At 51.0% G+C, this 22531-nt stretch carries 24 protein-coding genes; 15 read left to right on the forward strand and 9 right to left on the reverse strand.

All coding sequences use genetic code 11. The features are described 5' to 3' along the window. The first annotated feature begins 20 nt into the window (after window positions 1-20). The 3 genes from AB9R92_RS06740 to AB9R92_RS06750 all read left to right on the forward strand — a co-directional run bounded on the left by AB9R92_RS06740 (window position 21) and on the right by AB9R92_RS06750 (window position 2278). Window positions 21-830, forward strand: coding sequence for an SDR family oxidoreductase (locus AB9R92_RS06740; RefSeq protein WP_370668692.1), 810 nt, complete (start codon window positions 21-23; stop codon window positions 828-830). A gap of 85 nt (window positions 831-915) precedes the next feature. Then, window positions 916-2010: an MBL fold metallo-hydrolase gene (locus tag AB9R92_RS06745; protein WP_370668693.1), complete on the forward strand. Its 1095-nt coding sequence runs from the start codon at window positions 916-918 to the stop codon at window positions 2008-2010. Window positions 2011-2014: 4 nt separating this feature from the next. After that, window positions 2015-2278, forward strand: coding sequence for a DUF3006 domain-containing protein (locus AB9R92_RS06750; protein ID WP_370668694.1), 264 nt, complete (start codon window positions 2015-2017; stop codon window positions 2276-2278). A 43-nt stretch (window positions 2279-2321) separates the two neighbouring features. On the opposite strand, the gene AB9R92_RS06755 is transcribed toward AB9R92_RS06750, so the two are convergent. The 3 genes from AB9R92_RS06755 to AB9R92_RS06765 form a co-directional block, all read right to left on the reverse strand. Beyond that, window positions 2322-2618 carry a DUF3219 family protein gene (locus tag AB9R92_RS06755; protein WP_370668695.1) on the reverse strand — a complete coding sequence of 99 codons (297 nt, stop codon included), beginning with the start codon at window positions 2616-2618 and terminating at the stop codon, window positions 2322-2324. A 72-nt stretch (window positions 2619-2690) separates the two neighbouring features. Then, a complete protein-coding gene (locus tag AB9R92_RS06760) occupies window positions 2691-3776 on the reverse strand; it encodes a YkvI family membrane protein (RefSeq protein ID WP_370668696.1) in 1086 nt (361 codons plus the stop codon). Between the two features lie 231 nt (window positions 3777-4007). Continuing rightward, window positions 4008-4337, reverse strand: a complete 330-nt coding sequence (locus AB9R92_RS06765; RefSeq protein ID WP_370668697.1) for a YflT domain-containing protein — start codon at window positions 4335-4337, stop codon at window positions 4008-4010. Window positions 4338-4452: 115 nt separating this feature from the next. Here AB9R92_RS06765 and AB9R92_RS06770 point away from each other — a divergent pair, with 115 nt between their 5' ends. The 4 genes from AB9R92_RS06770 (at window position 4453) to AB9R92_RS06785 (ending at window position 8011) form a co-directional block, all read left to right on the forward strand. Then, on the forward strand, window positions 4453-5187 hold the full coding sequence (locus AB9R92_RS06770; RefSeq protein ID WP_370668698.1) for an MBL fold metallo-hydrolase: 735 nt from the start codon (window positions 4453-4455) through the stop codon (window positions 5185-5187). 78 nt (window positions 5188-5265) lie between these two features. Then, window positions 5266-6285, forward strand: a complete 1020-nt coding sequence (locus tag AB9R92_RS06775; protein ID WP_370668699.1) for an LLM class flavin-dependent oxidoreductase — start codon at window positions 5266-5268, stop codon at window positions 6283-6285. Window positions 6286-6370: 85 nt separating this feature from the next. Beyond that, window positions 6371-6649 (forward strand): hypothetical protein, encoded by a 279-nt coding sequence (locus AB9R92_RS06780; protein ID WP_370668700.1) that lies wholly within the window; start codon window positions 6371-6373, stop codon window positions 6647-6649. Between the two features lie 72 nt (window positions 6650-6721). Beyond that, window positions 6722-8011 carry a purine/pyrimidine permease gene (locus AB9R92_RS06785; RefSeq protein ID WP_370668701.1) on the forward strand — a complete coding sequence of 430 codons (1290 nt, stop codon included), beginning with the start codon at window positions 6722-6724 and terminating at the stop codon, window positions 8009-8011. Window positions 8012-8056: 45 nt separating this feature from the next. Here AB9R92_RS06785 and pepF read toward each other — a convergent pair whose 3' ends face one another. After that, a complete protein-coding gene (gene pepF, locus AB9R92_RS06790) occupies window positions 8057-9871 on the reverse strand; it encodes an oligoendopeptidase F (RefSeq protein WP_370668702.1) in 1815 nt (604 codons plus the stop codon). 645 nt (window positions 9872-10516) lie between these two features. On the opposite strand from pepF, the gene AB9R92_RS06795 reads away from it, so the two are divergent. The 3 genes from AB9R92_RS06795 to AB9R92_RS06805 all read left to right on the forward strand — a co-directional run bounded on the left by AB9R92_RS06795 (window position 10517) and on the right by AB9R92_RS06805 (window position 12417). Beyond that, on the forward strand, window positions 10517-10996 hold the full coding sequence (locus AB9R92_RS06795; RefSeq protein ID WP_370668703.1) for a PaaI family thioesterase: 480 nt from the start codon (window positions 10517-10519) through the stop codon (window positions 10994-10996). A gap of 127 nt (window positions 10997-11123) precedes the next feature. Next, window positions 11124-12077, forward strand: a complete 954-nt coding sequence (locus AB9R92_RS06800) for an ATP-grasp domain-containing protein (protein WP_370668704.1) — start codon at window positions 11124-11126, stop codon at window positions 12075-12077. Between the two features lie 139 nt (window positions 12078-12216). Next, window positions 12217-12417 (forward strand): hypothetical protein, encoded by a 201-nt coding sequence (locus tag AB9R92_RS06805; protein WP_370668705.1) that lies wholly within the window; start codon window positions 12217-12219, stop codon window positions 12415-12417. A gap of 1 nt (window position 12418) precedes the next feature. Here the strand turns inward: AB9R92_RS06805 and AB9R92_RS06810 are convergent, their stop codons facing one another. Further along, window positions 12419-12718 carry a hypothetical protein gene (locus AB9R92_RS06810; protein ID WP_370668706.1) on the reverse strand — a complete coding sequence of 100 codons (300 nt, stop codon included), beginning with the start codon at window positions 12716-12718 and terminating at the stop codon, window positions 12419-12421. A gap of 128 nt (window positions 12719-12846) precedes the next feature. On the opposite strand from AB9R92_RS06810, the gene AB9R92_RS06815 reads away from it, so the two are divergent. After that, entirely contained in the window at window positions 12847-13524 is a 678-nt protein-coding gene (locus tag AB9R92_RS06815; RefSeq protein WP_370668707.1) for a hypothetical protein, read from the forward strand. Window positions 13525-13592: 68 nt separating this feature from the next. Here AB9R92_RS06815 and AB9R92_RS06820 read toward each other — a convergent pair whose 3' ends face one another. After that, entirely contained in the window at window positions 13593-13862 is a 270-nt protein-coding gene (locus AB9R92_RS06820; protein WP_370668708.1) for a GNAT family N-acetyltransferase, read from the reverse strand. 99 nt (window positions 13863-13961) lie between these two features. Here AB9R92_RS06820 and AB9R92_RS06825 point away from each other — a divergent pair, with 99 nt between their 5' ends. Continuing rightward, on the forward strand, window positions 13962-14876 hold the full coding sequence (locus tag AB9R92_RS06825; RefSeq protein ID WP_370668709.1) for a catalase family peroxidase: 915 nt from the start codon (window positions 13962-13964) through the stop codon (window positions 14874-14876). A gap of 86 nt (window positions 14877-14962) precedes the next feature. Here the strand turns inward: AB9R92_RS06825 and AB9R92_RS06830 are convergent, their stop codons facing one another. The 3 genes from AB9R92_RS06830 to AB9R92_RS06840 all read right to left on the reverse strand — a co-directional run bounded on the left by AB9R92_RS06830 (window position 14963) and on the right by AB9R92_RS06840 (window position 18671). After that, window positions 14963-16366, reverse strand: coding sequence for a Glu/Leu/Phe/Val family dehydrogenase (locus tag AB9R92_RS06830; protein ID WP_370668710.1), 1404 nt, complete (start codon window positions 16364-16366; stop codon window positions 14963-14965). Between the two features lie 72 nt (window positions 16367-16438). Further along, window positions 16439-17929: a glycine betaine uptake BCCT transporter gene (locus tag AB9R92_RS06835; RefSeq protein WP_370668711.1), complete on the reverse strand. Its 1491-nt coding sequence runs from the start codon at window positions 17927-17929 to the stop codon at window positions 16439-16441. Between the two features lie 178 nt (window positions 17930-18107). Next, window positions 18108-18671, reverse strand: coding sequence for an SLOG family protein (locus AB9R92_RS06840; protein ID WP_370668712.1), 564 nt, complete (start codon window positions 18669-18671; stop codon window positions 18108-18110). A 148-nt stretch (window positions 18672-18819) separates the two neighbouring features. Here AB9R92_RS06840 and AB9R92_RS06845 point away from each other — a divergent pair, with 148 nt between their 5' ends. The 3 genes from AB9R92_RS06845 to AB9R92_RS06855 all read left to right on the forward strand — a co-directional run bounded on the left by AB9R92_RS06845 (window position 18820) and on the right by AB9R92_RS06855 (window position 22528). Beyond that, the gene (locus AB9R92_RS06845; protein WP_370668714.1) at window positions 18820-19782 is read left to right on the forward strand and encodes a threonine ammonia-lyase; all 963 of its coding nucleotides are present in this window, start codon (window positions 18820-18822) and stop codon (window positions 19780-19782) included. Window positions 19783-19934: 152 nt separating this feature from the next. After that, window positions 19935-20708 (forward strand): SDR family oxidoreductase, encoded by a 774-nt coding sequence (locus AB9R92_RS06850; protein WP_370668715.1) that lies wholly within the window; start codon window positions 19935-19937, stop codon window positions 20706-20708. Between the two features lie 56 nt (window positions 20709-20764). Next, window positions 20765-22528 (forward strand): acyl-CoA dehydrogenase family protein, encoded by a 1764-nt coding sequence (locus tag AB9R92_RS06855; RefSeq protein ID WP_370668716.1) that lies wholly within the window; start codon window positions 20765-20767, stop codon window positions 22526-22528. The last annotated feature ends 3 nt before the right edge of the window (window positions 22529-22531 follow it).

Consider the following 22531-nt stretch of genomic DNA (forward strand, 5'->3'; position numbering starts at 1 on the left):
AACCGGCAGGAGGATGAGCAATGGCACAAGCAAGTTTCGATAATACCGATCTGGCTGATTACAAAGCGAGCGGTGCTTTGGAAGACAAAGTGGCGATTGTCACCGGTGCAAGCAGCGGCATCGGGCAGGCGGTCGCGATCGCCTATGCAAAAGAAGGGGCGCGTGTGGTCATCGGTTATCTCGATGACGACGAAGGCGCCGAAAAAACCTTGGAAATCATCCGATCTTATGGCGGCGTAGCCCGTTCTTTGGATGGGGATCTCGGGAAATCCGAAAATTGCGATGCACTCGTGAACTTTGCGCTCGAAGAGTTCGGCGCGTTGGACATTGTTGTCAACAACGCCGGGTTCCAATATCCGCAAACTTCGCCGCTCGATATCAGCGATGAGCAAATGTTGAAAACTTTCGAGATTAAGGCGTTTGCGATGTTTTATTTAGTGCGCGCGGCGTTGCCTCATTTAAAAAAGGGTTCGCGCATCATCAACACCGCTTCCATCAATGCTTACCGGGGCCATTCGGATCTCATCGATTATTCGGGTGCAAACGGGGCGATGGTCGCCATGACACGCTCCTTGGCAAGGCGGCTCGTCCGTGAGGAAATTGCGGTCAATGGCATCGCGCCAGGCCCGATCTGGACGCCGCTCATCACGAAAACCTTCGGGGATTTGAATCCGGACGTCGGATCTGATTTCGGCGAAGATGTGCCGGCGGGGCGTCCTGGACAGCCGTACGAACTCGTGAAAGCGTACGTGTTTTTAGCGGATCCGCAAAATTCCTATATGACTGGGCAATTCTTGCATATGAACGGCGGCGACTATATGTCGACATGAAAGCACGGGGCCTCCCGTGCTTTTTTATATGGAATTGCCGTGTTTTCCGTGAGCTGTGGTAAAATTCGGCTAAGAGGTGGAAAACATGAAAAAGCTACTGTGGCTCGCCGTTTTGCTGCTGGGGTTAGCGGGTTGTGTCCCGCTCGGTGAACCGGCTAACCCGAAACCGGCGGAACCGGAACAGCCGGGACAACAAGCAACGCCAGAACAGCCAGGCGGGCTTGCTGTCCATTATATCGACGTCGGCCAAGGGTCCGCTGCCTATCTGGAATGGGACGGCTATTCGATGCTGATTGATGCGGGCGATTGGAACGCCAGTGATGTGCTGGTGTATTTGGATAAACTGCAAGTCGAAAAAATCGATATCGCTGTCGGCACCCATCCGGATGCCGACCACATCGGCCAATTGGCGCGCGTCATCGAAACTTATGAAGTCGGGGAGGTGTGGATGTCAGGCAACACGAGTTCTTCCAATACATTTATCCGGACGCTGGAAGCGGTCGATGAAGCCGAAATTCCATATGAAGAACCGCGGCGCGGGGGCGAATACGAGATCGGTTCGCTGGAAGTTGAAGTGCTCCACCCCGAAGAATTGAGCGGCGATACAAATAGCGATTCGCTGTCATTCCGGATCAGCTACGGGGAGACCGCATTCATCTTTACGGGTGACGCCGATATCCAGGCAGAGCAGGAAATGGTTTCTAGCGGCTTGCCGCTCGAAGCGGATATTTTACTGATGGGCCATCATGGCTCCAATACATCCACGAGCCGGGAATTTTTGCAGGCAGTCGAGCCTGACGTGGCGATTTACAGTGCAGGCCTTGATAACCCTTATGGCCATCCTTATGCTGAAGTGCTGGCGTCTGTAGAAAACGAAGGGGCGGAAGTGTACGGCACTGATGTCAATGGCACCATCGTTGTCGAGACGGACGGCCAGGAATACAGCGTCGAAACCGAACGGGAAGGCGTCGCGAAAGAAGGCAGCAATCGCTGTGTGGACATCAACGGAGCCTCTACTGCGGAGCTGACGGAGCTGAAGGGAATCGGTGAAGCATTGGCAAAAGCGATCATCGATGAGCGTCCGTTTGAAACCTTAGATGATTTAACGCGCGTCAACGGCATCGGCAAAGGAAAACTGGCTGGATTAAAAGAACAGGGATTAGCCTGTGTAGGGGAGTGAGCAGATGAGAGGGGTATTGGATCGTTTTGAAGACGGCGGCGTGGCCGTCATCATCGCAGAACAAGCCGGGCGCGAGTTCCATGTGCCGCTGCGTTATTTGCCGGAGGGCAGCAGGCAGGGCATGTGGTTTAAGCTGAGCATCGAATCGGGGCTCGTCGTGGACGTCGAAGCGGATCTCGCGCAGACGAATGAGCGCACTGAAAAAGCTGAAGAGCTGATGGCGCGTTTGCGCAGCAAAAGCGCAGGCAGCCGGTTCAAACGCAAATGAAAAAACGTATGGAGACTTTTTCTCCATACGTTTTTTTTTGCGCTTATTTTTGAGTGAACGGAAGTTCGGTCAATTCCAAATGATAATCCGCGACTTCATTGCCTTTATAGAGATTGGTCGTATCGGTGAAGTAATTGGAAATGGCAGCGTCGAATTCCAAGCCTTTAGCCGGCAAGGCGACGCGGAAATTCATTTCATACAGCAGTACGGCGATGTCATGGTAAGCCTCGCTTGTTACCTTGAAATCGCACAAAAGTTGTCTGCGGCCATCCTCTAATTGATGGAGTTCAAGCTGGTCCGTTTCGATTTGGCGGCCGTTCAATTGAATGGTTTCGCTCATTATTTATTCCTCCGTTCCGTTTGCTGAAAAACATTATAGTAACGGTACCATGAAAAAAACACCAAAGCACAATCATGTGCTTTGGTGTCTGATTTTTTCTGCGCGTGTTTCTTGTCGTTTCGGCTTTTTGATGTCGGCGTAGATCAATGCGCCGACGAGGAACAAACCTAAGTATCCGACAATCGGATAGAACATGCTGACGAGTTTCGTGAACCCGACAAAGCTTAAGATGTATGCAACGACTCCGACGATGATGACGAAGATGCGGAATTTCGCTGTCCCCATTTCGACGAAGCGTGCGGAGAAGGAGAACAGCATACTGACACCGGTGTTGTAGATCATGCCGAACAAAATAACCGACATGAAGACGCCAAGTGCAGGCGACAAATCATCCGCAATTTGCAGCATCGGCATTTCTGCCGTGCCGACGACGTCGACTTTCGAGAAAATCGCCAAATGGCTCAAGATGATCAGGATACCGAGTCCAAGCCCGCCGATCAACCCGCCGCGTGCTGCGATTTTTTCATCTTTTTCGGTACCGCCCATAACGATGGCCATCGAAGCGCCGACCGCGATGTTGAAGGAGACGTAGTTGATGGCAGACAGCCACCAGTTTCCAACAGCGGATTCCTGTTCTTTGGCTATGGATTCAAGTGCCGAAAACGAACCGTCCATCGTCACCAAGCTGTAGGCAGCAAGCGCGATGACTGAAAGAATCAGAAACGGCGTGATGCTCCCGATGATATTGATGACTTTTTGGACATTCAGCATGATCGTCAAGATGATCAAAGCAGCCATGATGGTGCTGCCAAGAACGGCCGACCACCCAAACTGCTGTGAGAAAATCGATCCAGCTCCGGCAATCATGACGACGCCTACGCCGAACAAGGTTAGTATGATGATGTAATCGACGATGGTGCCGATTAATCGGCCGCTGATGCCGAAAATGGCCTCTTTATGGGAGGTGGTGCGCATGCGGCTGCCAAGGCGCGTCAAGCTCATCCCGAGATAAGCGAAAAATGCGGTGGCGATTACCGCCGCCACGGTCCCCATAATTCCAAAACTGGTAAAATACTGCAGGATTTCCTGTCCCGAAGCGAAACCGGCACCGACAATGATCCCAATGAAGGCGCTTCCCATTTTAATACTTTTAAACATCTTGCTCCCCCTCGTTAAGCGTGCGAATTTACTTATTTGAAAATTAACCTTTTTCAAATATAGCAAAATTAAAACGTTTTCACAAACTTATTCGGGAAAACAAGAGTATTTTACTAGTTGTTCAAGGAGGATTAGGTAGCTAATTAATATTTGTGGTATAACATTTTTTGGAAAGGGAAGGCCGAAAAGATAAAACCCCACGTGGCATAAGGCCGCGTGGGGTTTGGTCAATTATGAATGGTCTTTATTGGCCACAATGACCAATTTGCCTGTGTCGAGCACTTCTTCGTACTCGTCTGCTTCTTGTTTTGTGAGACCGGCCGCTTCCAGTTTCGCGCGCAATTCATCGCCGCGGGAAGAAGTCATGTTTTTCATGCTGTCGAGAAAGCCTTGTTCTTTCATGCCGACTGACTCTGTATCAAGCGCTTTTGTGATGTCTTTTGTGCGTTTCGGGTCATGGGCGAAAATGTAGATGTCGTCATGCGTAAACCCTTGCGTCTCAAGCTTTTCAATTTCTGCTTTTGCTTGTACTGCGTTTTCGACTGATAGTTTAATTACCAAAACGAATCCCTCCAATATTTTCTTCTTGCTTCCTATATACCACGTGCCAAAACTCTTAAACTACGTGGCGTCTATTGAAATGATATACTGGGGAAAAACTGGAGGAGTGGGGACAATGAAGATTACGCCAATCGGGATTTGGGGCGGCTACCCGAATAAAAACGAAGCGACCTGCGCTTACTTGATCGAACAGGACGGCTACCGCTGCCTGCTCGACTGCGGCAGCGGGGTGGTCGCAGCGGTGCAGAACTATACGAAGCTGAAAGACATCGATGCGGTCGTCATCAGCCATTACCACCCAGACCATGTGGCGGATATCGGCGTCTTGCAGCATGCCGCGATGGTCGGGATGCAATTGAAGGAATGGGATGTGCCTTTGCCGATCTATGCGCATGACAAAGACCAAGAGGGATTCGCTGCGTTGTCCTATAAAGGCGTGACGGAAGGGCGTGCGATAGAGGTAGGCGACACGCTTGAACTCGGGCCATTTCGAGTGACCTTCTGCGAGACGGATCATCCTGTCTACTGCCTGGCGATGCGCTTTACGAATGGGAAGCGGACAGCGGTCTTCACTGCAGACACGGCATGGAAAGATGGACTTGTGCCATTCGCCGAATCAGCTGACCTGCTCATCGCAGAATCGAATTTATACGAGAAATACCTCGGCATTATCCAAGGGCATATGAGCGGCAGCCAGGCAGGGAAACTCGCCTCAGAAGCTTCGGCCAAACAGCTGCTGCTGACCCATTTGCCGCAGTACGGGGAATTATCGGAAATCCTCACGGAAGCGAAGAAAACTTATAGCGGCGATGTATCTTTCGCAGAAATTGGCAAAAGCTATCAATTATAGGCAGAGCAGATAGTTTGAATTTGAAGGAATTTCCTCCTATCCTTATATCATCCGAAGTGGATGAAAGGAAGTTGACACATGACACAACAAACAAAAGAGCTTGCAGTATCCATCTTGGACCTGGTGCCGGTGCGTCAAGGCTATCCGATGGCGCAAGCGTTCGAAGATATGAAAAACCTAGCGCGCCATGCCGAAAAGTTAAACTATAAACGGTTCTGGCTGTCCGAGCATCACAATACACCGACGCTCGCGAGTTCCGCGACGTCGATTCTCATTTCCAAAGTGCTTGAAGCGACCGACACGATCGAAGTCGGCTCCGGGGGCATCATGCTGCCGAACCACACGCCGCTCGTCGTTGCCGAACAATTCGGCACACTCGAGACGATGCATCCCGGACGCGTGAATCTCGGCCTTGGCCGCGCCCCAGGCACGGATATGCAGACCGCCCGCGCACTTCGCCGTACAACGCAGGAAACCGCGTTCCAATTTCCTGAAGATGTGGAAGAATTGCAGCGCTACCTGGGGCCGCTTGAGGCGCAGGAATCCGTGAAAGCCTATCCGGGTGTGGAGACGGAAGTGCCGTTATTCATTCTTGGCTCGAGCACATCGAGTGCGGTGCTCGCGGCGAAACTCGGATTGCCGTATGCGTTTGCGGCGCATTTCGCCCCTCAACAGCTGGAGTCGGCAGTCGCCATTTACCGCAGCCGCTTTGAGCCTTCCGATAAATTGGCAGAGCCGTACGTCATTGCTTGCGTCAATGTGGTTGGCGCGGACAGTGCGGAAGAAGCAGAGCAGCTTTCGACATCGAGTGACCAGTTTTACTTGAACGTCGTCCGCGGCACGAAAAACCCGTTGATGCCGCCCGTCGAGACGTTGGATGGTCGCTGGAGCTATGCAGAAGAAGCGATGGTCAAATCGATGGCGCGTTATACATTCAAGGGGAATGCCGAGCAGTTGGGAGAACAAATCGGCCGTTTCGCCGGTGAATTGCCAATCGATGAATTGATGGCCGTTTCCTATGTTTATGACCAGGACAAGCGGGTGCGTTCTTACGAAATCCTGAAACAAGCGGTGTCGAATGCTGTCCGATTGCCATGAAATGTTCACCTGACCGGCCACAGCAGCCGCTCGGCTTCATGTATAATACTAGGGAAACTTGAAGTTTAAAGGTGGTAGTAATTTTATGGACTTTCTCTATTTTCCTGAAGATAAATCAGAATATATTCCGGGAATCATCTCGGTCGTCATTATTTTCATCCTATCGATCCTGATCGTCCGCCTTTTGATGAAAGCATCACGGAAGCAAGTCAAAAAATTGAACGAGCAAGGCTATCCAGTCATTTACGATCGCGGCGAGATGCGGAAAGATTCTGATGAACAAGCCCCAACAGAAAAGTCAGCAAATCCGAATACACCGGAAGAGCCGAAAGACACAAACGGCCCGCCGACCAAAAAGCCCTGACGCTTCAGGGCTTTTTCTAGTTAGTGGGGCGTGTATACTGAAACAATACTTTAAATGAAAAGAGTTGCCATCATGACAAAAAATTTAGCGGGCGGCTTGCAATGGGCGATTTTTCTCATCGCGTCATCCATTGCGGCTCCCATCGCCATCGCAAGCATTTTCGGTATGGACACTGCCGACACCGCGCTGTTCTTGCAGCGCACTATTTTCGTCCTCGGCATCGCCTGCCTGATCCAGGCCTTTATCGGCCACCGTTTGCCGATCAATGAAGGGCCGGCTGGCTTATGGTGGGGCGTGTTTATCGTCTACGCCGGACTTGTCGGCGTCTTATATTCAACTGCCGAGGAATCCTTGCAAGTGCTGCAAAGCGGCTTGTTCTATAGCGGTATTTTATTCATTGTGTTCGCAGTGACGGGAGTGGTCGATAAGCTGAAACAGTTTTTCACCCCAACGGTCACCTTTGTCTATTTGCTGCTGCTCGTGCTGCAGATCAGCGAATCGATCATGAAAGGTTTGTTCGGCATTGCGTCGGAAGGGGATTTATTGGATGTGCGGGTGCTGCTGGCAGCAATTGCCGTCATCCTGGTTACTTTTTATTTCATGGTCCACCGATCAGCGTTCATCAGCCGTTATTCCGTGCTGCTGTCGATTGCTTTTGGCTGGCTGCTGTTTTGGGCGGTCGGCAAAGCGCCGAGCATCCCCAAAACTGACGGGGCATGGATGACATTTCCGGACATGCTGGTCTTTGGCCCGCTCGTCTTTGACGGGGGCATGCTTGTCACAACGCTTTTTTTGACCGTCTTGCTCATCGCCAATATGATGGCTTCGGTCCGTGTCATGGAGAGTTTATTGAAAAACGCTTTTTCCATCCAGTCAGAAGACCGCATGAAACAAGCTTCTGTTGCATCCGGTTTGAACCACTTGCTTGCAGGCTTGTTTTCTTCCGTCGGCCCTGTGCCGATCTCCGGTGCAGCGGGGTTTGTCAGCGCGACCAAGACGCCAGGGCTCCGGCCGTTCATCGTCGGAGGGGTCATTGTTGCGGGAATCAGCTTGTTTCCGCAAGTGATGGCCGTGCTCGCTTCCTTGCCGGCTCCGGTCGCGTACGCTGTTATCTTTGCGATTTTCTCCAAAATGGTAGAGATGGCGTTCAACGAGCTTGAAGCGGAACCGAACCGCAAACGATCTTATAAAGTGGCGGCGTTTGGCTTGATGACAGGTGTCGGTTTGATGTTCATCCCGACAGAAAGCATGGCCGGGCTGCCGTCAGCTGTCGCGGCCATTCTATCCAATGGCTTGATTTCAGGCACCATCATCGCCATCATTATCGAACAAGTAATGACTCGGTTCATGCGCGTGAAATAAAAACAGGCGGCATAAAGGGAAATCCTTTATGCCGCCTGTTTTGTATCAATTTTGCTGTTCGATTTCTTCGGTCAAGCGTTCGAGCTCGTCGATCAATTCGCCGATATAGGCGATCGTGTCACGGAGTGGCTGTTCGGTCGTAATGTCGACGCCGGCCATTTTGGACAATTCCACCGGGGTTTTCGTTCCGCCTGCGTTCAATACGCCAATCCATTCATCGACGGCTGGCTGGCCTTCCGACAAGATGCGCTTCGACACTTGTGTGGAGATGGTCAGCCCGGCGCTGTAAGTGTATGGGTAAAGGCCCATATAATAATGCGGCTGGCGCATCCACGTCAATTCCGCGCCTTCGGTGACTTCCACATCGTCTCCCCAGAAATCTTCGAGCACACCGCGTTTTAGTGCATTAAGCGTGCCGGCGTTGACATTTTCTCCGGCGTCGACTCTTTTGTACACTTCGCGCTGGTAGGCCGCTTCGAGCAAGTGAGTGACAAAGTTATGGTAATAGGTTCTCGCAACAATCGATGAAATGACCCAGCGCTTGAACTTCGGGTCTTCGGAATTCTTCAGCAAATGATTTGCCACAAGCATCTCGTTCATCGTCGAAGGCGCTTCGATAAAGTACAGCGAAGGGCGCGCGTTGAACAGGTTTTGTTCGCGGTTCGCGTGATAGAAATGCCCTGCATGGCCCAGTTCGTGCGCGAGGACAAAGACTTCGTTCATGCGGCCGGTCCAGGAAATCAGGATATACGGATGATCGCCGTAGGGGCTTGCACAGAACGCTCCGGTCGACTTGCCTTTGTTCTGTGCAAAATCGATCCAACGTTCATCGTACGACCGTTCCACCATATGCAAATAATCCGTTCCCATGATGCCGAGTGCATCATTGATATACTGTTTTGATTCCTCGACCGTGATTTCCGGGTCGTATTCGGGATCCAGGGAAATCTTCAAATCGGCAAAGGTCATTTTGTCCAAACCGTGCGCTTTTTGAAGCAATCGTGCGTATTTGCGCATATGCGGCGCCAGTTCCGTCTGAATCAAATCGATTTGGCGGTCATAAAGCGCACGGTCGACTTCCTGGTTGAACAGCAGGTACTCAAAAATGTCCCCATAGCCGCGCAAATCGGCAGTCGTTTTCTCGGTCTGCAATTGCATATCGTAGGTTTTAGCGGTCGTGTGCTGGTAATCGCGCAGCTTATCGGAAAACGCCTTGAACGCAGCGCGCCGCAGTTCGGTATCGGTCTCCGCTTCCCAGTCGCCTTCGAACGATACGTAGCTGAGTGGGTGGGATTTGCCGCCGGCTTCAAAATCCGGAAAATCCATGTCGACCATTTTCGTCGTATTGTACAGCTCGTAAGGCGCTTGGAAGACAGAGGAGTAGGAAGCCAATGCTTTTTCGGCAGCTGGATGCAATTGATGCGGTTTTTTGCGCAGCAATTTCTTCAAATAGCCTTCAAACTCTTTGGACTGCGACATCGCCTGTTTGAGGGTGTCTTCCGGCAATTCCAGCAGTTCGCTCGTCACAAAAGCGAGACGGCTGCCGATCTTTGCGGAAAAGGCGCTGTATTTTCCGGCGCGCATCTGGGCTTTCGTATCGGTTTGGTCTGTGCTGTAGGACAGGCTTGCATAAGTGCCCGGAGCGACCAGTTTTTCGGCAATTGCCAGATACGACTTGAGTGCTTCAAGAGCCGATTCGGCATCGGTAATCTGGCCTTGGAACTCCTCGGCATAGGCTGCTGTTTCCTGGTCAAGTTCTTCTAAAGCGGCGTCGAACGCTTCGGGACTTGCCATCAAACTTTCTAAATTCCATGTTTCTTCTATAGATATTTCTGAACGTGGCGGTAAACTTTTAACCAATGATTTTCTCTCCCTTATATTCCGGATTTCGAACTAATTCTAAGTATAATGTGCAAATCGAGAAAAGTAAAAAAGTTTTAAAATTAATAAGAAAATTACGAAAAATAGGTTTAAGCGATAAATAGTGCGGGTATAGATCAGTACAAGGCGGAATGACCGTCAGAAGACACGAGCGGTTTTTACCGGAATCGCCTTTTGACGAGAATATGCACAGCCTTGGCGGAAAATTTGCTTTACTGGCGATATAGCTCTTGTCGGGAACCAGATGAAAATGGTTCAGCCTAAGAAGTTTCAACAGTAACAGGTAGGTTTTTTGTGTAAGTGCAACTGAACGCCTGGCTGCAAAGTCTATTGATCACTGAGAGGTACATGTGAGAAATCCAAAGACGGCCAGCGCCATTAAACTGCATAGGCGGGAGTTTGATTCGCCAACATGTAAGTTTGTAGAAGAATTGAATAAAATTTTCCGCGTGCGAAAATCCTCCAAGGACGAATCGGAGGATAAGGTAAGGAAGAGCATGGCCTGAGTTTATCGGGTCATGCTTTTTCTATGTCTTCTGGCATTCAGGAAGTTTTTTGGCAGGCATCTTTCGAAATGATGTGGAATAGAGCATAGGATGACTTTAGCAAAAGGAGTGGATGAGATTGAGTGAAACGGTAAAACATGCAATCCAAGATGAGTATGGAAAAGATTTCGCCTGGTGCTACGGGTGCGGCCGGCTAAACGAAGATGGGCTTCATCTCCGCACGGGATGGGACGGTGCGGAAACCGTGACTTTCTATGAACCGCGAAAAGAACATACGGCGATTCCAGGTTTTGTTTACGGAGGCTTATTGGCGTCGCTTGTGGATTGCCACGGCACAGGTTCAGCGTCGCTCGCCCTTCACCGCGAAAATGGGCATGAGCTTGGCAGTGGGGAAGAACCGCCCCGTTTTGTGACCGGCTCCTTGCATGTCGATTTCCTGAAACCGACACCGCAAGGAAAGACTTTAAAAGCGGTAGGGAAAGTGGAAAAGCTCCATCCTAAAAAATTCAAAGTGGACGTGGAAGTGTTTGCGGGGGATGTGAAAGTCGCAAACGGCGAAGTGGTTGCCGTCTTGATGCCCTCGACGTTTACTTCTTGAAATGGGCGCCGGGGCATCCGGCGTTTTTTTATGCGGTTTATTCTTTAAAGTCTATAAGGCTTGTAGGGATTAAAAGGATACTGTATGCTCAATGTATTCAAAGCTCTATTTCTGAGGAGGAACCCAAATGACGGAGAAAGTTTATGTAATTCATGAAAACGAAGAATGGACGATCCATTTATTCCGGCGCTTGGAAGAACTTGGGGTGCCCTATGAAGATTGGTTTACCGATGCAGGATCGGTCGATTTGACGAATGAGCCTCCGCAAGGGGTGTTTTATAATCGGATGAGCGCTTCATCGCATACGAGAGGGCACCGGTTTGCTCCTGAAATGGCCGAAGCGAAAATTGCCTGGCTCGAACGCCACAACCGGCGCGTCGTCAATGGCAGCCGCGCACTCCGGCTTGAAGTGAGCAAAGTGAACCAGTACATGGCGCTTGATGCAGCGGGCATAAAGACGCCGAAAACAGTTGCGGTGAGCGGCAAAGAACAGCTTCTTGCTGCGGCGTCCGCTTTTGAAGGCGAATCGTTTATCACGAAACATAACCGCGCTGGGAAAGGACTCGGTGTCCGGTTGTTTCATTCATTAGAAGCGCTGGAGGAATATGTGGACGGCGGCGAATTCGACGAATCCGTCGACGGCATCACTTTATTGCAGCAATACATCCAAGCGCCCGAGCCGTTCATCACGCGCTGTGAATTCGTCGGCGGCAAATTCCTCTACGCGGTGCGCGTGGATACATCGGAAGGGTTTGAATTATGCCCAGCCGATGCCTGCCGTCTTGAAGACATTTCCTGCCCGGCAGACGGCGCATCGGAAACACGCCCGAAATTCCAGGTCATCGAAGGTTTTGAAAATCCAATTATCGCCAAGTACGAACGCTTTCTGAAAGAGAACGCCATCGAAGTGGCAGGCATCGAATTTATCCAAGATGCGGATGGCGAGTTGTTCACTTACGACGTCAACACCAACACAAATTACAATGCCGATGCGGAGGCTATGGCTGGCAAACACGGCATGCTGGAACTGGCGAAGTATTTGGAACATCAGCGGCAAACCCTCACGACTTTCGCGAAGTAATGGAGATAAACAAGCAAAAGAACGGCCGGATGCAGATCCGGCCGTTCTTTTTTCGTGCCCGAAGCTGGACGTTTACCTCCCGCCATTCAAGGGAACGGTTGAAAAAAGGGATTTGTTTGCGGAAAGGAGTGAACTCGCGATGGATAAAGAAACTAAGGAAGTGGAAGAGCGGACGCCTTCGGAACCGGAAGATGTGGCGGATGTGGAAAGCAAGGAATTAAAAACGGCGTCGAAATTCGACGGCGTCTATAGCCGTGTCTCGTCGAACCGCCTGGAAAACTTGCGTACGACCCATATCGAAAACAAGGCGAAAGAATTGGCGCGCAAAAGACACCGCTAAACTATTCCTCGCGCGGCAATTTCTCCATGGCATTTGCGACTTCAAACGCCAGGTCGTCATTGCCGAATGATTGAAGCACTTCGAGCAGGACGTCGCCGCCGATGTCGTATTCGAACGCTTCGGTTTCTTCCATTGCAGTCTTCAGCAGCTGGTTTTCAGCCTGTCCGGGATATGCTGCTGTATAAAGTGCGAGCGGGTCGATTTTATGGTTGACGCACCACTGGACAAACACGCGCACCATCGTTTCTTCGTCTTGCTGGTATTTCTTGATGATGAACTCTTCACGGCTTTCGTATTCCATGCGGGTCACTCCTTTTACAGAATCTTGGGATGTTTTCACAATAGCAGATAAATCATTCAGTTGCATGGACTTCCTGCATTGTTTGCTCTAAAATGGTCCATAGCACTGATAGTATCGGAGGGGAAAGAATGAAATTACTTCAAGTACGTAAAGGCCAATTCGTCTACTACAACAACGAATTGCACAAAGTTTATTCCGTCAAGCCGCTCGCTAAAAAATCAGTCTTGATGTTCCGTGTCAAGGACATGGAGCAAGTAGCAAGCCGCGCTGACGAAGTATCGCTCTACAAGCCGAAACATATGGATTCGTTCATGTTCTTCGGGGAGCGCTACACATTGCGCGAAGACGTATCGGCAGAAGAAGGCGGCTATATCCTGATCGCCAAACCGGATCCGGACTATATGGATCATTATTCCTTGAACGAGTTCGAGAAAGTCGAGACGGTCGAAGGCAAGAACGTCATTACGACAAGACAAAACACGGTCAAGTCGAGAGAATTCTTCGTGATGGTTCCAGGAGAAGAGCAAGGCAGCAACGACATTGCGTATTTCGACAAAGGAAAAGTGTCGGAAGAACAGCAGCAGCAGGACAAACAGCTTGCTGACGATCTGCGCGACAGAAGCTCGATCCGCCCGTCAATCGGCGATGTCTATTTGAACCTGGACAACACCGGAACGGCCATGGTCGTCGCCATCATGGGCGAAGAAGTGACACTCGGCACAGGCGATAAGCTGACGTTCCACGACTTGCACAAAGCGGACAACTGGAGCTACCTCTACAACGTAGCCGACGGCGATTTCCGTTAATGAAAAACCAAGCTTCTCGCAAATAAAAAAGACAGCCATATGGTTGTCTTTTTTATTTGCTTATTATTTTATTTCACCAGGACATCCTGGAATTCTTCGGTGCGGTCGATCACTTTTTTTGCGTATGGGCATTGCGGGTCCACTGATTTGCCTTCGTTTCTTGCATGCTCGACCATTTTGCCGACCAGTTCTTTGCCCATGCCCTGACCGCTAAGCTTGGGCGCCACTTCGGTATGGTCAACCGTCAGCACGTCGCCGTTTTCGATGTAGCTGACAAAGCCGACTTCCTCAGAGCCGTCGAACATGGCGATCCGGTTGTCTTGATGTTGAAAGTCCATTCCAATTTCCTCCTTTTTGAAAAGCATTCTACTTAAAAGGTATTCCCGTTCTGTTCAATTATATGCATAAGGGGTATGAAAGAGTGAAGGAGGGATGGCATGGAAGCCAATCGAAAAGAACAACAGGCAGTCGGCCAAATCGAAGAGATTTTTGGCGAGCATAAAGGCTACCGGCGTGCGCACGCAAGAGGGGCAGGGTATAAAGGGGTATTTGAAGGAAGCGGGGAAGCCGCCGAATTGACCGATGCCGCGCATTTTCAACAAGCAACGGTTCCGGTGCTCGTGCGCTTTTCCCATTTCTCGCCGGATCCCACTTGGGCAGACGCCATGTCGCCGGTCAAAGGAATGGCCGTCCAATTCGAAATCGGGCCTGAGGAGGTGACGAACATCGTGTCGGTAACATCACCAGTATTCTTCACCCGCTCGCCGGAGCGTTTCATGGAGATGCTCGAAGTATCCAGGTCTTTCCAAAAGGGCCGCCCAAAATTGGGGGAGCTGGCAGAGCTGCTGACGGATTTTCCGGAAGTGAGGGCGATGTTCTCGAGCGTGAAGAAAATGACCGTGCCGGAAAGTTTCGCGACGGGCAGGTATCATTCCATCCATGCTTTCTATTTTGAGAAGAAAGGGAAAAGGCAAGCGGTCAAATACCTATTCGAGCCGGATGCTGGACAAGACAAACGTTCCTTAAAGGATATGAAAGACGTGCCTTTCGGCTATTACGAACAGGAGTTGGCTGAGCGAACCGCACGAAGCCCAGTGTCTTTCAAGCTGTATGCCATCATCGGTGAAGCAGGCGACCCGACGGACGACCCGACGCGCGATTGGCCGAAAGACCGCGAACGCATCTGCCTCGGGCAATTGGTGATCGAAGCGCCCGACGATAAAGCCGAACAAGCGCTGTACGATCCGACCGTAATGACGGCAGGCATCAGCTGTACGGACGACCCGATTCTTCAGTTCCGCAGGGGGGCCTACCGGCATTCCTACGAAAAACGCATAGCCGAAAATGAATGAACGAGGCGCAGACATGCAAAAAGTTGCTGGAAATTCGCCTTCCAAAATAAAAAGACAGCCCGCTGATTTTTTAGCGGGCTGTCTTTTTAATAGAGCTTTCCTTGTTTGTGAAGCACGGTCGATAGGCGCTGCACGGCATGGATAAAGCAATTTTCACGGAGTGGGTATGGGTCTCCGAAATATTGGGGGAGGATCGTATCCATCGTTTCCTGCATTTTCTCCAATAGCAGGCGGAACACTTCCGATTCTTCGTGGTATTGAGTCTCGCGGCCTTGCAGCCATTCGAGATACGAGACGATGACGCCGCCGGCATTGGCCAAGATGTCCGGGATGATGATAACCCCTTGATTGTCCAAATACTCATCGGCAACACGCGTCGTCGGTGCGTTTGCCCCTTCTACGATGATCTTGGCTTGGATGTGTTCCATATTGTCTTTGTGGATCTGGTCTTCGAGCGCAGCCAAAAAGAGTACATCGACAGGCAAAGTCAATAATTCATCGCGCCCCCGGATTTCTGCTTTTATGCCCGACTGGCTAAGTTGAGTTGCATCTTTCGGCAAATCTCCCCGGTTGCGTGAAGTGTAAGCGATCAAACTTGGGATATCGAGGCCATCTTCGTTATAGAGCGTGACGTTGCGGTCGCTGACGGCGATTACTTGATTGTTCAAGGAGCGGCATTGATAAGCTTCAAGCGCAGCGACAGAACCGACGTTTCCGAATCCTTGGACGGCCATCTTCAAGGGGCGTTCTGCATGCTCCAATGCGGTCTGGGCAAATAGATTCCCTGAATTCTTCAGTTGGTCTTTATGCGCCAGTACATAATCATGGATCAAATAGCGGAAAGTGAAATAGACCCCTTTGCCGGTCGCTTCCCGGCGTCCGAGCGAACCACCGTTGACGACACTTTTCCCGGTGAAACTGCCGAGATAGGGTTGGCCGTGGTGGATCTTTTTATACTCCGCCATCATCCAGTCCATTTCGCGTTCACCAGATCCCATATCGGGTGCTGGGATATCTTTATCCGGGCCGATGACCTCGGCAAAATAGCGGACATATTTGCGCGAGACGATATTCAATTCCTTTTCGCTGTAATCGCGCGGGTTGATGACGATGCCGCCCTTGCCGCCCCCGAAAGGCACTTGGTGCAAAGCGTTTTTCAAAGTCATCAAAAAGGCCAAGTTGACGACTTCTTCTTCGTTGACCCCTTCATAAAAGCGGATGCCGCCTTTATAGGGCCCGAGGCTATCGTTATGCTGAACCCGGTAAGCGGGAATCCGTTCGATTGTGCCGTCTTCCCGCGGGACGCGCAAGAACGATTTATGGATATTATTCGGCGTGGAAATGATTGCGCTCAAGGACTTGAACGCTTGCGCCCGTTCGCCATTTGTCAGGTCGGGAAGAAATTCCTGTTTCTCGTATAAAGCATCGAGTGACTCCTGGATAATTTTCTTCGTTTCTTCTTCCAATGCGAGCACCTCCAAGATATTCATACTTCCCTATACCCCTTGGGTGCGGCGGTAAGCTAAAAAAAAACCGCCGTTATTTTAACGGCGGCCGGGAATTTATTTTTTGCGCTGCATCAATTGATGTTCCGTGTTTAAAGCTTTGAACAGCGCGATGACCATCAGGATCATGACGAACGAAAACGGCAAAGCCGCAATGATGATGGTGTTTTGCACCGCTGTCAAGCCGCCGACAGAAAGCAGGATCGCAGCGACGAGCGACTGGGCGATGCCCCAGAGGATCTTGATCTGGTTACTCGGAAGCAACGAGCCTTTTGTCGATTGCATGCCGAGGACGAAAGTCGCCGAGTCTGCAGATGTGATGAAGAATGTGCTGACGAGCAAGATCGCGATAATCGACATGATGATCCCGAGCGGCAATTGGCTGAATGTCGCAAACAAGGTTTGTTCGGTCGGGAAGGCGGTCAAGTCGACACCGCTTTTTTGGATGTCGATCGCAGTGGTTCCGAAAGCGCCGAACCATAACGAACCGAAGATGGTTGGTGCCAGGACAACACCGATCAAAAACTCGCGGATCGTCCGGCCTTTGGAAACGCGAGCGATGAACATACTGACGAATGGCGCCCAGGAAATCCACCATGCCCAGTAGAAGATCGTCCAACCATCAAGCCAGCTGCGATTTTCCGCATCCAGCGGCGCAGATTGGAAACTTAAGCTAATCAAATTCTGGACATAAGCCCCGAAAGTTTCCGTGAAGAGATTAAGGATCAAAATCGTCGGCCCGAGAATGAGGATCAAGACAAGTAAAGTAATGGCGAGCACCATATTGGTATTCGACAGATACTTGATCCCTTTGTTCAGTCCCGACCAAGCCGAGATGATGAACAGCAAAGTAACGACACCGATGATGACCATCTGTACCCAATATTCCTGCGGGGCGCCGAACAGATAAGCGATACCGCCGTTGATCTGCGCTGCGCCGAAACCGAGCGATGTGGCCACGCCGAATACGGTTGCGAATACCGCCAATACATCCACCAAGGTGCCGAGCGGTCCGTCCATGCGGTCGCCGAACAATGGCTTCAAAGTAGTCGAGATCAGAGCCGGCTGCCCTTTGCGGAATTGGAAGAACGCCAAGGACAGCGCGACCATTCCGTACATGGCCCATACATGGATGCCCCAATGGTAATAAGTGCGTTGCAAAGCTTCCTTAAAAGCTTCATCCGTGCCGATTTCGGCCGTCGCTGGCTGTATGGCAAAATGCGAAAGCGGTTCGGAAGCGCCGTAAAAGACGAGCCCGATGCCCATGCCGGCCGAGAACAGCATGGCGAGCCACGTGAAGGTGGAAAATTCCGGACGATCCGAGTCGCGGCCGAGGCGGATTTTGCCGTAAGGGCTGACAATGATGACGATGACGAAAATCAAAAGAAGCGCCATGATCATCAAGTAATACCAGCCGAAAGCTGTATTGATATAAGTGCGGATTGTGCCTGTCGCCTGTTCGAAAACTTCAGGTGCGATAACCCCAAAACCGACAGTCAAAATGACGAGTGCGAATGCAATATAGAAAACTTTGGTTGCTTTGTTCATGTTTCCTCCTATGATGTTTTTTTAACATAACTATTAAGGTTATAGGAAGGTGGATAAATAGTCAAACGCATCCCTTGGCTTATAAAAAATTCTATAATTATATATTTTGGGAAATTCATTGTTTCTATCTGAACGGTATATGAAATAATGCCCTGCACAAAATATGCGGGGCATCGGTTTACCAGCCGTTCCATTCGTTTTGTTGTTCCTCTTCCGCGACGATGCGCAAGTCGTCGGCGGAGATGATGAGGATGTCGTAGTCGTTCTTCTCAGCATAGCGCTCGGCTTCTTGTTTGATGAACTTCGGTGAACCTTCCGTTTCCTCGTCGTAAATGAGCAGGATGCCATCGGAATTTCTGAGAAAGAACTTATTTTTTTCGACAAATTGCCACGGTGCCTCATAAGGCTTATTCGTCAGGCTGCGGTGGAAATCGGCTTGGGATAACAGAAATTCGTATTTTTCCTGTTTGGCTTCATTCCAGTTTTTCTCCTGGTCTTCGAAAGGCGTGAGAATGGCAAAATGCAGTTGCGGAAATTCCTCCTGCAGTTCGATCACCACTTCAGCAGCCCAAGTTTCGACGCCGAGCTGGCCGCTCAGGATCACCCATTCAAGCCCTTCGTCGACCAATGTGCGCAGTCGATTTTCGAGCGCTTTCTTGATAAAGCGGACGCCTTCGTGCTTATCGTCGAATATGCCAAGCTCGTGCGGTTTATAGCCGGTGATGACTAAGCGTTTGAGCATATCGTCTCCTCCTTTATACAAATCGGTGTTACCAGTTTAACGCATTTTCTTACATTATGGAGAATGCGCGGATCGTTTGCTTCGCCCGTTTTTAGGTAACTGAATATTCACTCTTATGTTAAGCTAGACGAAAAAAGGAGTGAGGCCAGTGGCCAAAATTGAAGAGGTGGAACAGGCGAGAAATAGCATTCAAGACATCATCCATAAAACGCCGATCATACATTCACAGTCGCTACAGGAAAAATGGGGGCGCCGCGTGTTCTTTAAGGCGGAGCATTTGCAGAAGACAGGGTCGTTCAAGATTCGCGGGGCGGCGAATGCGGTGACGAATGCAGCGTCGGACGGGGCAACGCTCGTGACAGCCGCCTCGTCCGGCAATCACGGGCAAGCAGTCGCTTATGTGGCTGCCGAGCTCGGCATCTCTTCTGTCATCGTCGTGCCGACGGATGCTAGCCCGGCAAAAGTCGCAGCGATCAAAGCGTATGGCGGGCAAGTAGAATATTGCGGCACGACTTCCGCGGAACGGATACCGCACGCAAAGGCGCTCGCCAAACAACAGGGCGGCGTCTATATCCCTCCGTATGACCATCGCGACATCATCGCCGGGCAAGGGACGGCCGGCTTGGAAATCATCGAACAAATGACGGATGTTGATGCGATTGTCGTGCCTGTCGGGGGCGGGGGGTTGATTTCGGGCATCTTGACGGCTGTAAAAGCAAAACGTCCGGATGTGTTGGTGATCGGGGCGGAACCGGCGCTTGCGAGTGACACGGCCTTATCTTTGGGGCGGGGGAAGATTACAGCGATCGGCCCGACCGCAACAATTGCTGACGGCTTGCGGACCTCGCAGCCGGGAGACCTGACATTCCCGATTTTGAGCGAGCTGCTCGATGGACTGGTGCTGGTGGAGGAAGAGGAAATCATCGAAGCGATGCGTGATATCGCCGTACGTACAAAGCAGCTGGTGGAGCCTTCCGGAGCAGTTGCTGCAGCGGCCGTCATGTCGGGTAAAGCAGGCGCGCCGGATCAAACGATCGTTGCGGTGATCTCGGGCGGCAATGTCGACCTCCCGCGTTTCGCCGCGTTGCTGAGCGCTACAGGAAATGAATAGATCGAGTTGCTTTGAGCCGAGCCCACATTCATGATTGGGCTCTTTTTTTGGATTGCAAGGCGATTGCATATTATTGGTGAAAACGGTAACATAAAGTTTAAGTATTCTGAACATACCGACTAGTCGGTATTTATAATGAAGGGGGAAGCAATATGCCAGTGATGGATTTATTCGATTTATCAGGCAAGACAGCAATTGTGACGGGAGGTGGCCGAGGGCTTGGCGCACAGATCGCGGAAGGATTCGCAGAAGCCGGCGCAAATATCGTGTTGTGTTCGCGCAAAGTGGAAGCGTGCGAAGAAGTCGCTGAGAAGCTCGAGGCGAAGGGCGTGAAAACCTTGGCACTGGCATGCGATGTCACCAATCCGCAAGACGTCAAAAACGTTGTCGAGAAGACCGTCGAGACATTCGGGACGATTGACATTCTCGTAAACAATTCAGGGGCTTCCTGGGGAGCGCCGGTAACTGAGATGCCGCTTGAAGCATGGAATAAAGTGATGGCGGTTAATGTCACGGGAACATTTCTCATGAGCCAAGCCGTGGGAGAAGTGATGATTCCTCAAAACAGCGGCAAAGTCATCAACATCGCTTCGGTCGCGGGCCTTGGAGGGATCGACCCGAAATTGATGGATGCGATCGGCTACAATACAAGCAAAGGCGCGGTCATCACTTTCACGAAAGACTTGGCAGCGAAATGGGGGCACCATAATATCAATGTTAACGCCATCGCGCCTGGCTTCTTCCCGACGAAGATGTCGAAAGACGTGATGAAGCATGGCGAGGAAGGCTTACTTGCGAGAACACCGTTGAACCGTTTCGGTACAGACGAAGACCTGAAAGGCGCTGCTTTATTCCTGGCAGCGAAAGCATCGGATTATGTGACAGGCGATGTCGTGATGGTCGACGGCGGCATGCACGCCATGTAAGTGAAGAAAAGCTGCGCGATCCAGTGCATATTTGAACAAAAAAGGGGACGGAGACAATGAAAGCTGAGGCGAATGTATACCGGGGCGCTGACTTCCTGATGAAAGCCGCGGGTCCGATCTTTACACCTGAACAGTTTACCGATGAACATAAAATGATTGCGAAAACAGCGAAGCAATTTTTGGAGAAAGAAGTGCATCCCCACAATGAACGGTTGGAAGGGCAGGATTTTGAACTCGTTCAGGAGCTCTTTCACAAAGCGGGAGAACTCGGCTTGCTTGCACACAGCATTCCGGAAGCATATGGCGGCCTCGGGCTCGATAAAATCAGCAAAGGGTTGGTCGGTGAATCGCTGGGCCCGGCAGGCGGCTACGGCGTGGCGCATTCCAACCATACATGCATCGCGACCTTGCCGATTACGTACTTCGGGACGCCGGAGCAGAAAGCATATTATTTGCCGAAACTCGCAAGTGGCGAATTTATCGGCGCGTATTGCCTGACGGAACCGGAAGCGGGCTCGGATGCCCTAGCCGCCCAAACGACTGCGGTGCTCAATGAACAAGGGACGCATTATATATTGAATGGCAGCAAGATGTACATCACCAACGCCGCGTTTTCCGATACTTTCATTACCTATGCAAAAGTCGACGGCAAAGCGTTCACGGCATTTATCGTCGAAAAGAAACATCCCGGCTTATCGCTTGGGCCTGAAGAGAAGAAAATGGGCATCAAAGGATCATCGACGCGCCCGGTCATTTTCGAAGATTGTGAAGTGCCGATAGAAAATGTGCTTGGCGAGGTCGGAAAAGGCCATCTTGTGGCATTGAACGTCCTGAACCTCGGGCGCTTTAATTTGGGCTCCGCTTGCATGGGCGCTGCCAAGTTTAGCTTGTCGCTGGCACTTGGCTACACGCAGGAGCGCAAGCAGTTTAATCGTGCGATTTCGGAGTTTGCGGCGACAAAAGAGAAAGTGGCGGCGATGGCTGTGCGCATTTTTGCTTTGGAATCGCTGCAATACCGGACCGCCGGCTATCTCGAAGAAGCCCTTGGCGGATTATACGAGTCGCAAGATCACGGATTGATCGCCAAACGAATGATGGAATATGCTGCCGAATGCGCCATCTGCAAAGTATACGGCTCTGAAACCTTGGATGTTGTTGCGGATGAGAGCCTGCAGCTATTCGGCGGCTACGGCTATATCCAAGAATACAAAATCGAGCAAGTATACAGGGATTCACGCATCAACCGGATTTTCGAAGGCACGAATGAAGTCAACCGCCTGCTCATTCCAGGCAATGTATTAAAAGCTGCCGCAAAAGGCGCATTCGATCTGGAAGCGGCAGCGATCCAAGCTGTTGAGGAAATGCAGACGCCGGAAGTGCCATATATCGGAACGCTTGCCCGTGAAACGGAAGCTGTTCGGGCGATGCGCCGCGTGTTCCTCAGCGCGCTCGGTCTTGCTGCAAAATCCTACGACACTGGAATCGGCGAGCAGCAAGAAGCGCTGTTAAAGCTTGCAGATATCGCCATCACCTTGTATGCCGCTGAATCTGCGGTCGCACGGACGGTACAAGCGCTCGAACAGGACGAGAAAAAAGCACAGCGTAAAGTGGAAATGACACAAGTGTTCATCGATGATGCTTTGCTTGAAACCGAGATGACGGTGCGTCAACTAATCCAGGGCATCACAGAAGGAGAAGAACTGGCGCGCTTGACGGCGATGGCGACAGCCGAACTGAGCCGCCTGCAGCGCGGGGGCACAGTTGCAGCGAAACGTCAATTGGCACAAACGGTTTACCAGGCAGGGCAGTATATCGGCTAAGGG

It is taken from the genome of Planococcus sp. SSTMD024 (assembly GCF_041320495.1).
Classification (GTDB): domain Bacteria; phylum Bacillota; class Bacilli; order Bacillales_A; family Planococcaceae; genus Planococcus.

Excerpts from the sequence above, each read along its gene's own strand:
- AB9R92_RS06740 (WP_370668692.1), top strand. The coding sequence starts at position 21 with ATGGCACAAGCAAGTTTCGATAATACCGATCTGGCTGATTACAAAGCG.
- AB9R92_RS06745 (WP_370668693.1), top strand. The coding sequence starts at position 916 with ATGAAAAAGCTACTGTGGCTCGCCGTTTTGCTGCTGGGGTTAGCGGGT.
- AB9R92_RS06750 (WP_370668694.1), top strand. The coding sequence starts at position 2,015 with ATGAGAGGGGTATTGGATCGTTTTGAAGACGGCGGCGTGGCCGTCATC.
- AB9R92_RS06755 (WP_370668695.1), bottom strand. The coding sequence starts at position 2,618 with ATGAGCGAAACCATTCAATTGAACGGCCGCCAAATCGAAACGGACCAG.
- AB9R92_RS06760 (WP_370668696.1), bottom strand. The coding sequence starts at position 3,776 with ATGTTTAAAAGTATTAAAATGGGAAGCGCCTTCATTGGGATCATTGTC.
- AB9R92_RS06770 (WP_370668698.1), top strand. The coding sequence starts at position 4,453 with ATGAAGATTACGCCAATCGGGATTTGGGGCGGCTACCCGAATAAAAAC.
- AB9R92_RS06775 (WP_370668699.1), top strand. The coding sequence starts at position 5,266 with ATGACACAACAAACAAAAGAGCTTGCAGTATCCATCTTGGACCTGGTG.
- AB9R92_RS06780 (WP_370668700.1), top strand. The coding sequence starts at position 6,371 with ATGGACTTTCTCTATTTTCCTGAAGATAAATCAGAATATATTCCGGGA.
- AB9R92_RS06785 (WP_370668701.1), top strand. The coding sequence starts at position 6,722 with ATGACAAAAAATTTAGCGGGCGGCTTGCAATGGGCGATTTTTCTCATC.
- AB9R92_RS06800 (WP_370668704.1), top strand. The coding sequence starts at position 11,124 with ATGACGGAGAAAGTTTATGTAATTCATGAAAACGAAGAATGGACGATC.
- AB9R92_RS06805 (WP_370668705.1), top strand. The coding sequence starts at position 12,217 with ATGGATAAAGAAACTAAGGAAGTGGAAGAGCGGACGCCTTCGGAACCG.
- AB9R92_RS06810 (WP_370668706.1), bottom strand. The coding sequence starts at position 12,718 with ATGGAATACGAAAGCCGTGAAGAGTTCATCATCAAGAAATACCAGCAA.
- AB9R92_RS06815 (WP_370668707.1), top strand. The coding sequence starts at position 12,847 with ATGAAATTACTTCAAGTACGTAAAGGCCAATTCGTCTACTACAACAAC.
- AB9R92_RS06820 (WP_370668708.1), bottom strand. The coding sequence starts at position 13,862 with ATGGACTTTCAACATCAAGACAACCGGATCGCCATGTTCGACGGCTCT.
- AB9R92_RS06825 (WP_370668709.1), top strand. The coding sequence starts at position 13,962 with ATGGAAGCCAATCGAAAAGAACAACAGGCAGTCGGCCAAATCGAAGAG.
- AB9R92_RS06830 (WP_370668710.1), bottom strand. The coding sequence starts at position 16,366 with ATGAATATCTTGGAGGTGCTCGCATTGGAAGAAGAAACGAAGAAAATT.
- AB9R92_RS06835 (WP_370668711.1), bottom strand. The coding sequence starts at position 17,929 with ATGAACAAAGCAACCAAAGTTTTCTATATTGCATTCGCACTCGTCATT.
- AB9R92_RS06840 (WP_370668712.1), bottom strand. The coding sequence starts at position 18,671 with ATGCTCAAACGCTTAGTCATCACCGGCTATAAACCGCACGAGCTTGGC.
- AB9R92_RS06850 (WP_370668715.1), top strand. The coding sequence starts at position 19,935 with ATGCCAGTGATGGATTTATTCGATTTATCAGGCAAGACAGCAATTGTG.
- AB9R92_RS06855 (WP_370668716.1), top strand. The coding sequence starts at position 20,765 with ATGAAAGCTGAGGCGAATGTATACCGGGGCGCTGACTTCCTGATGAAA.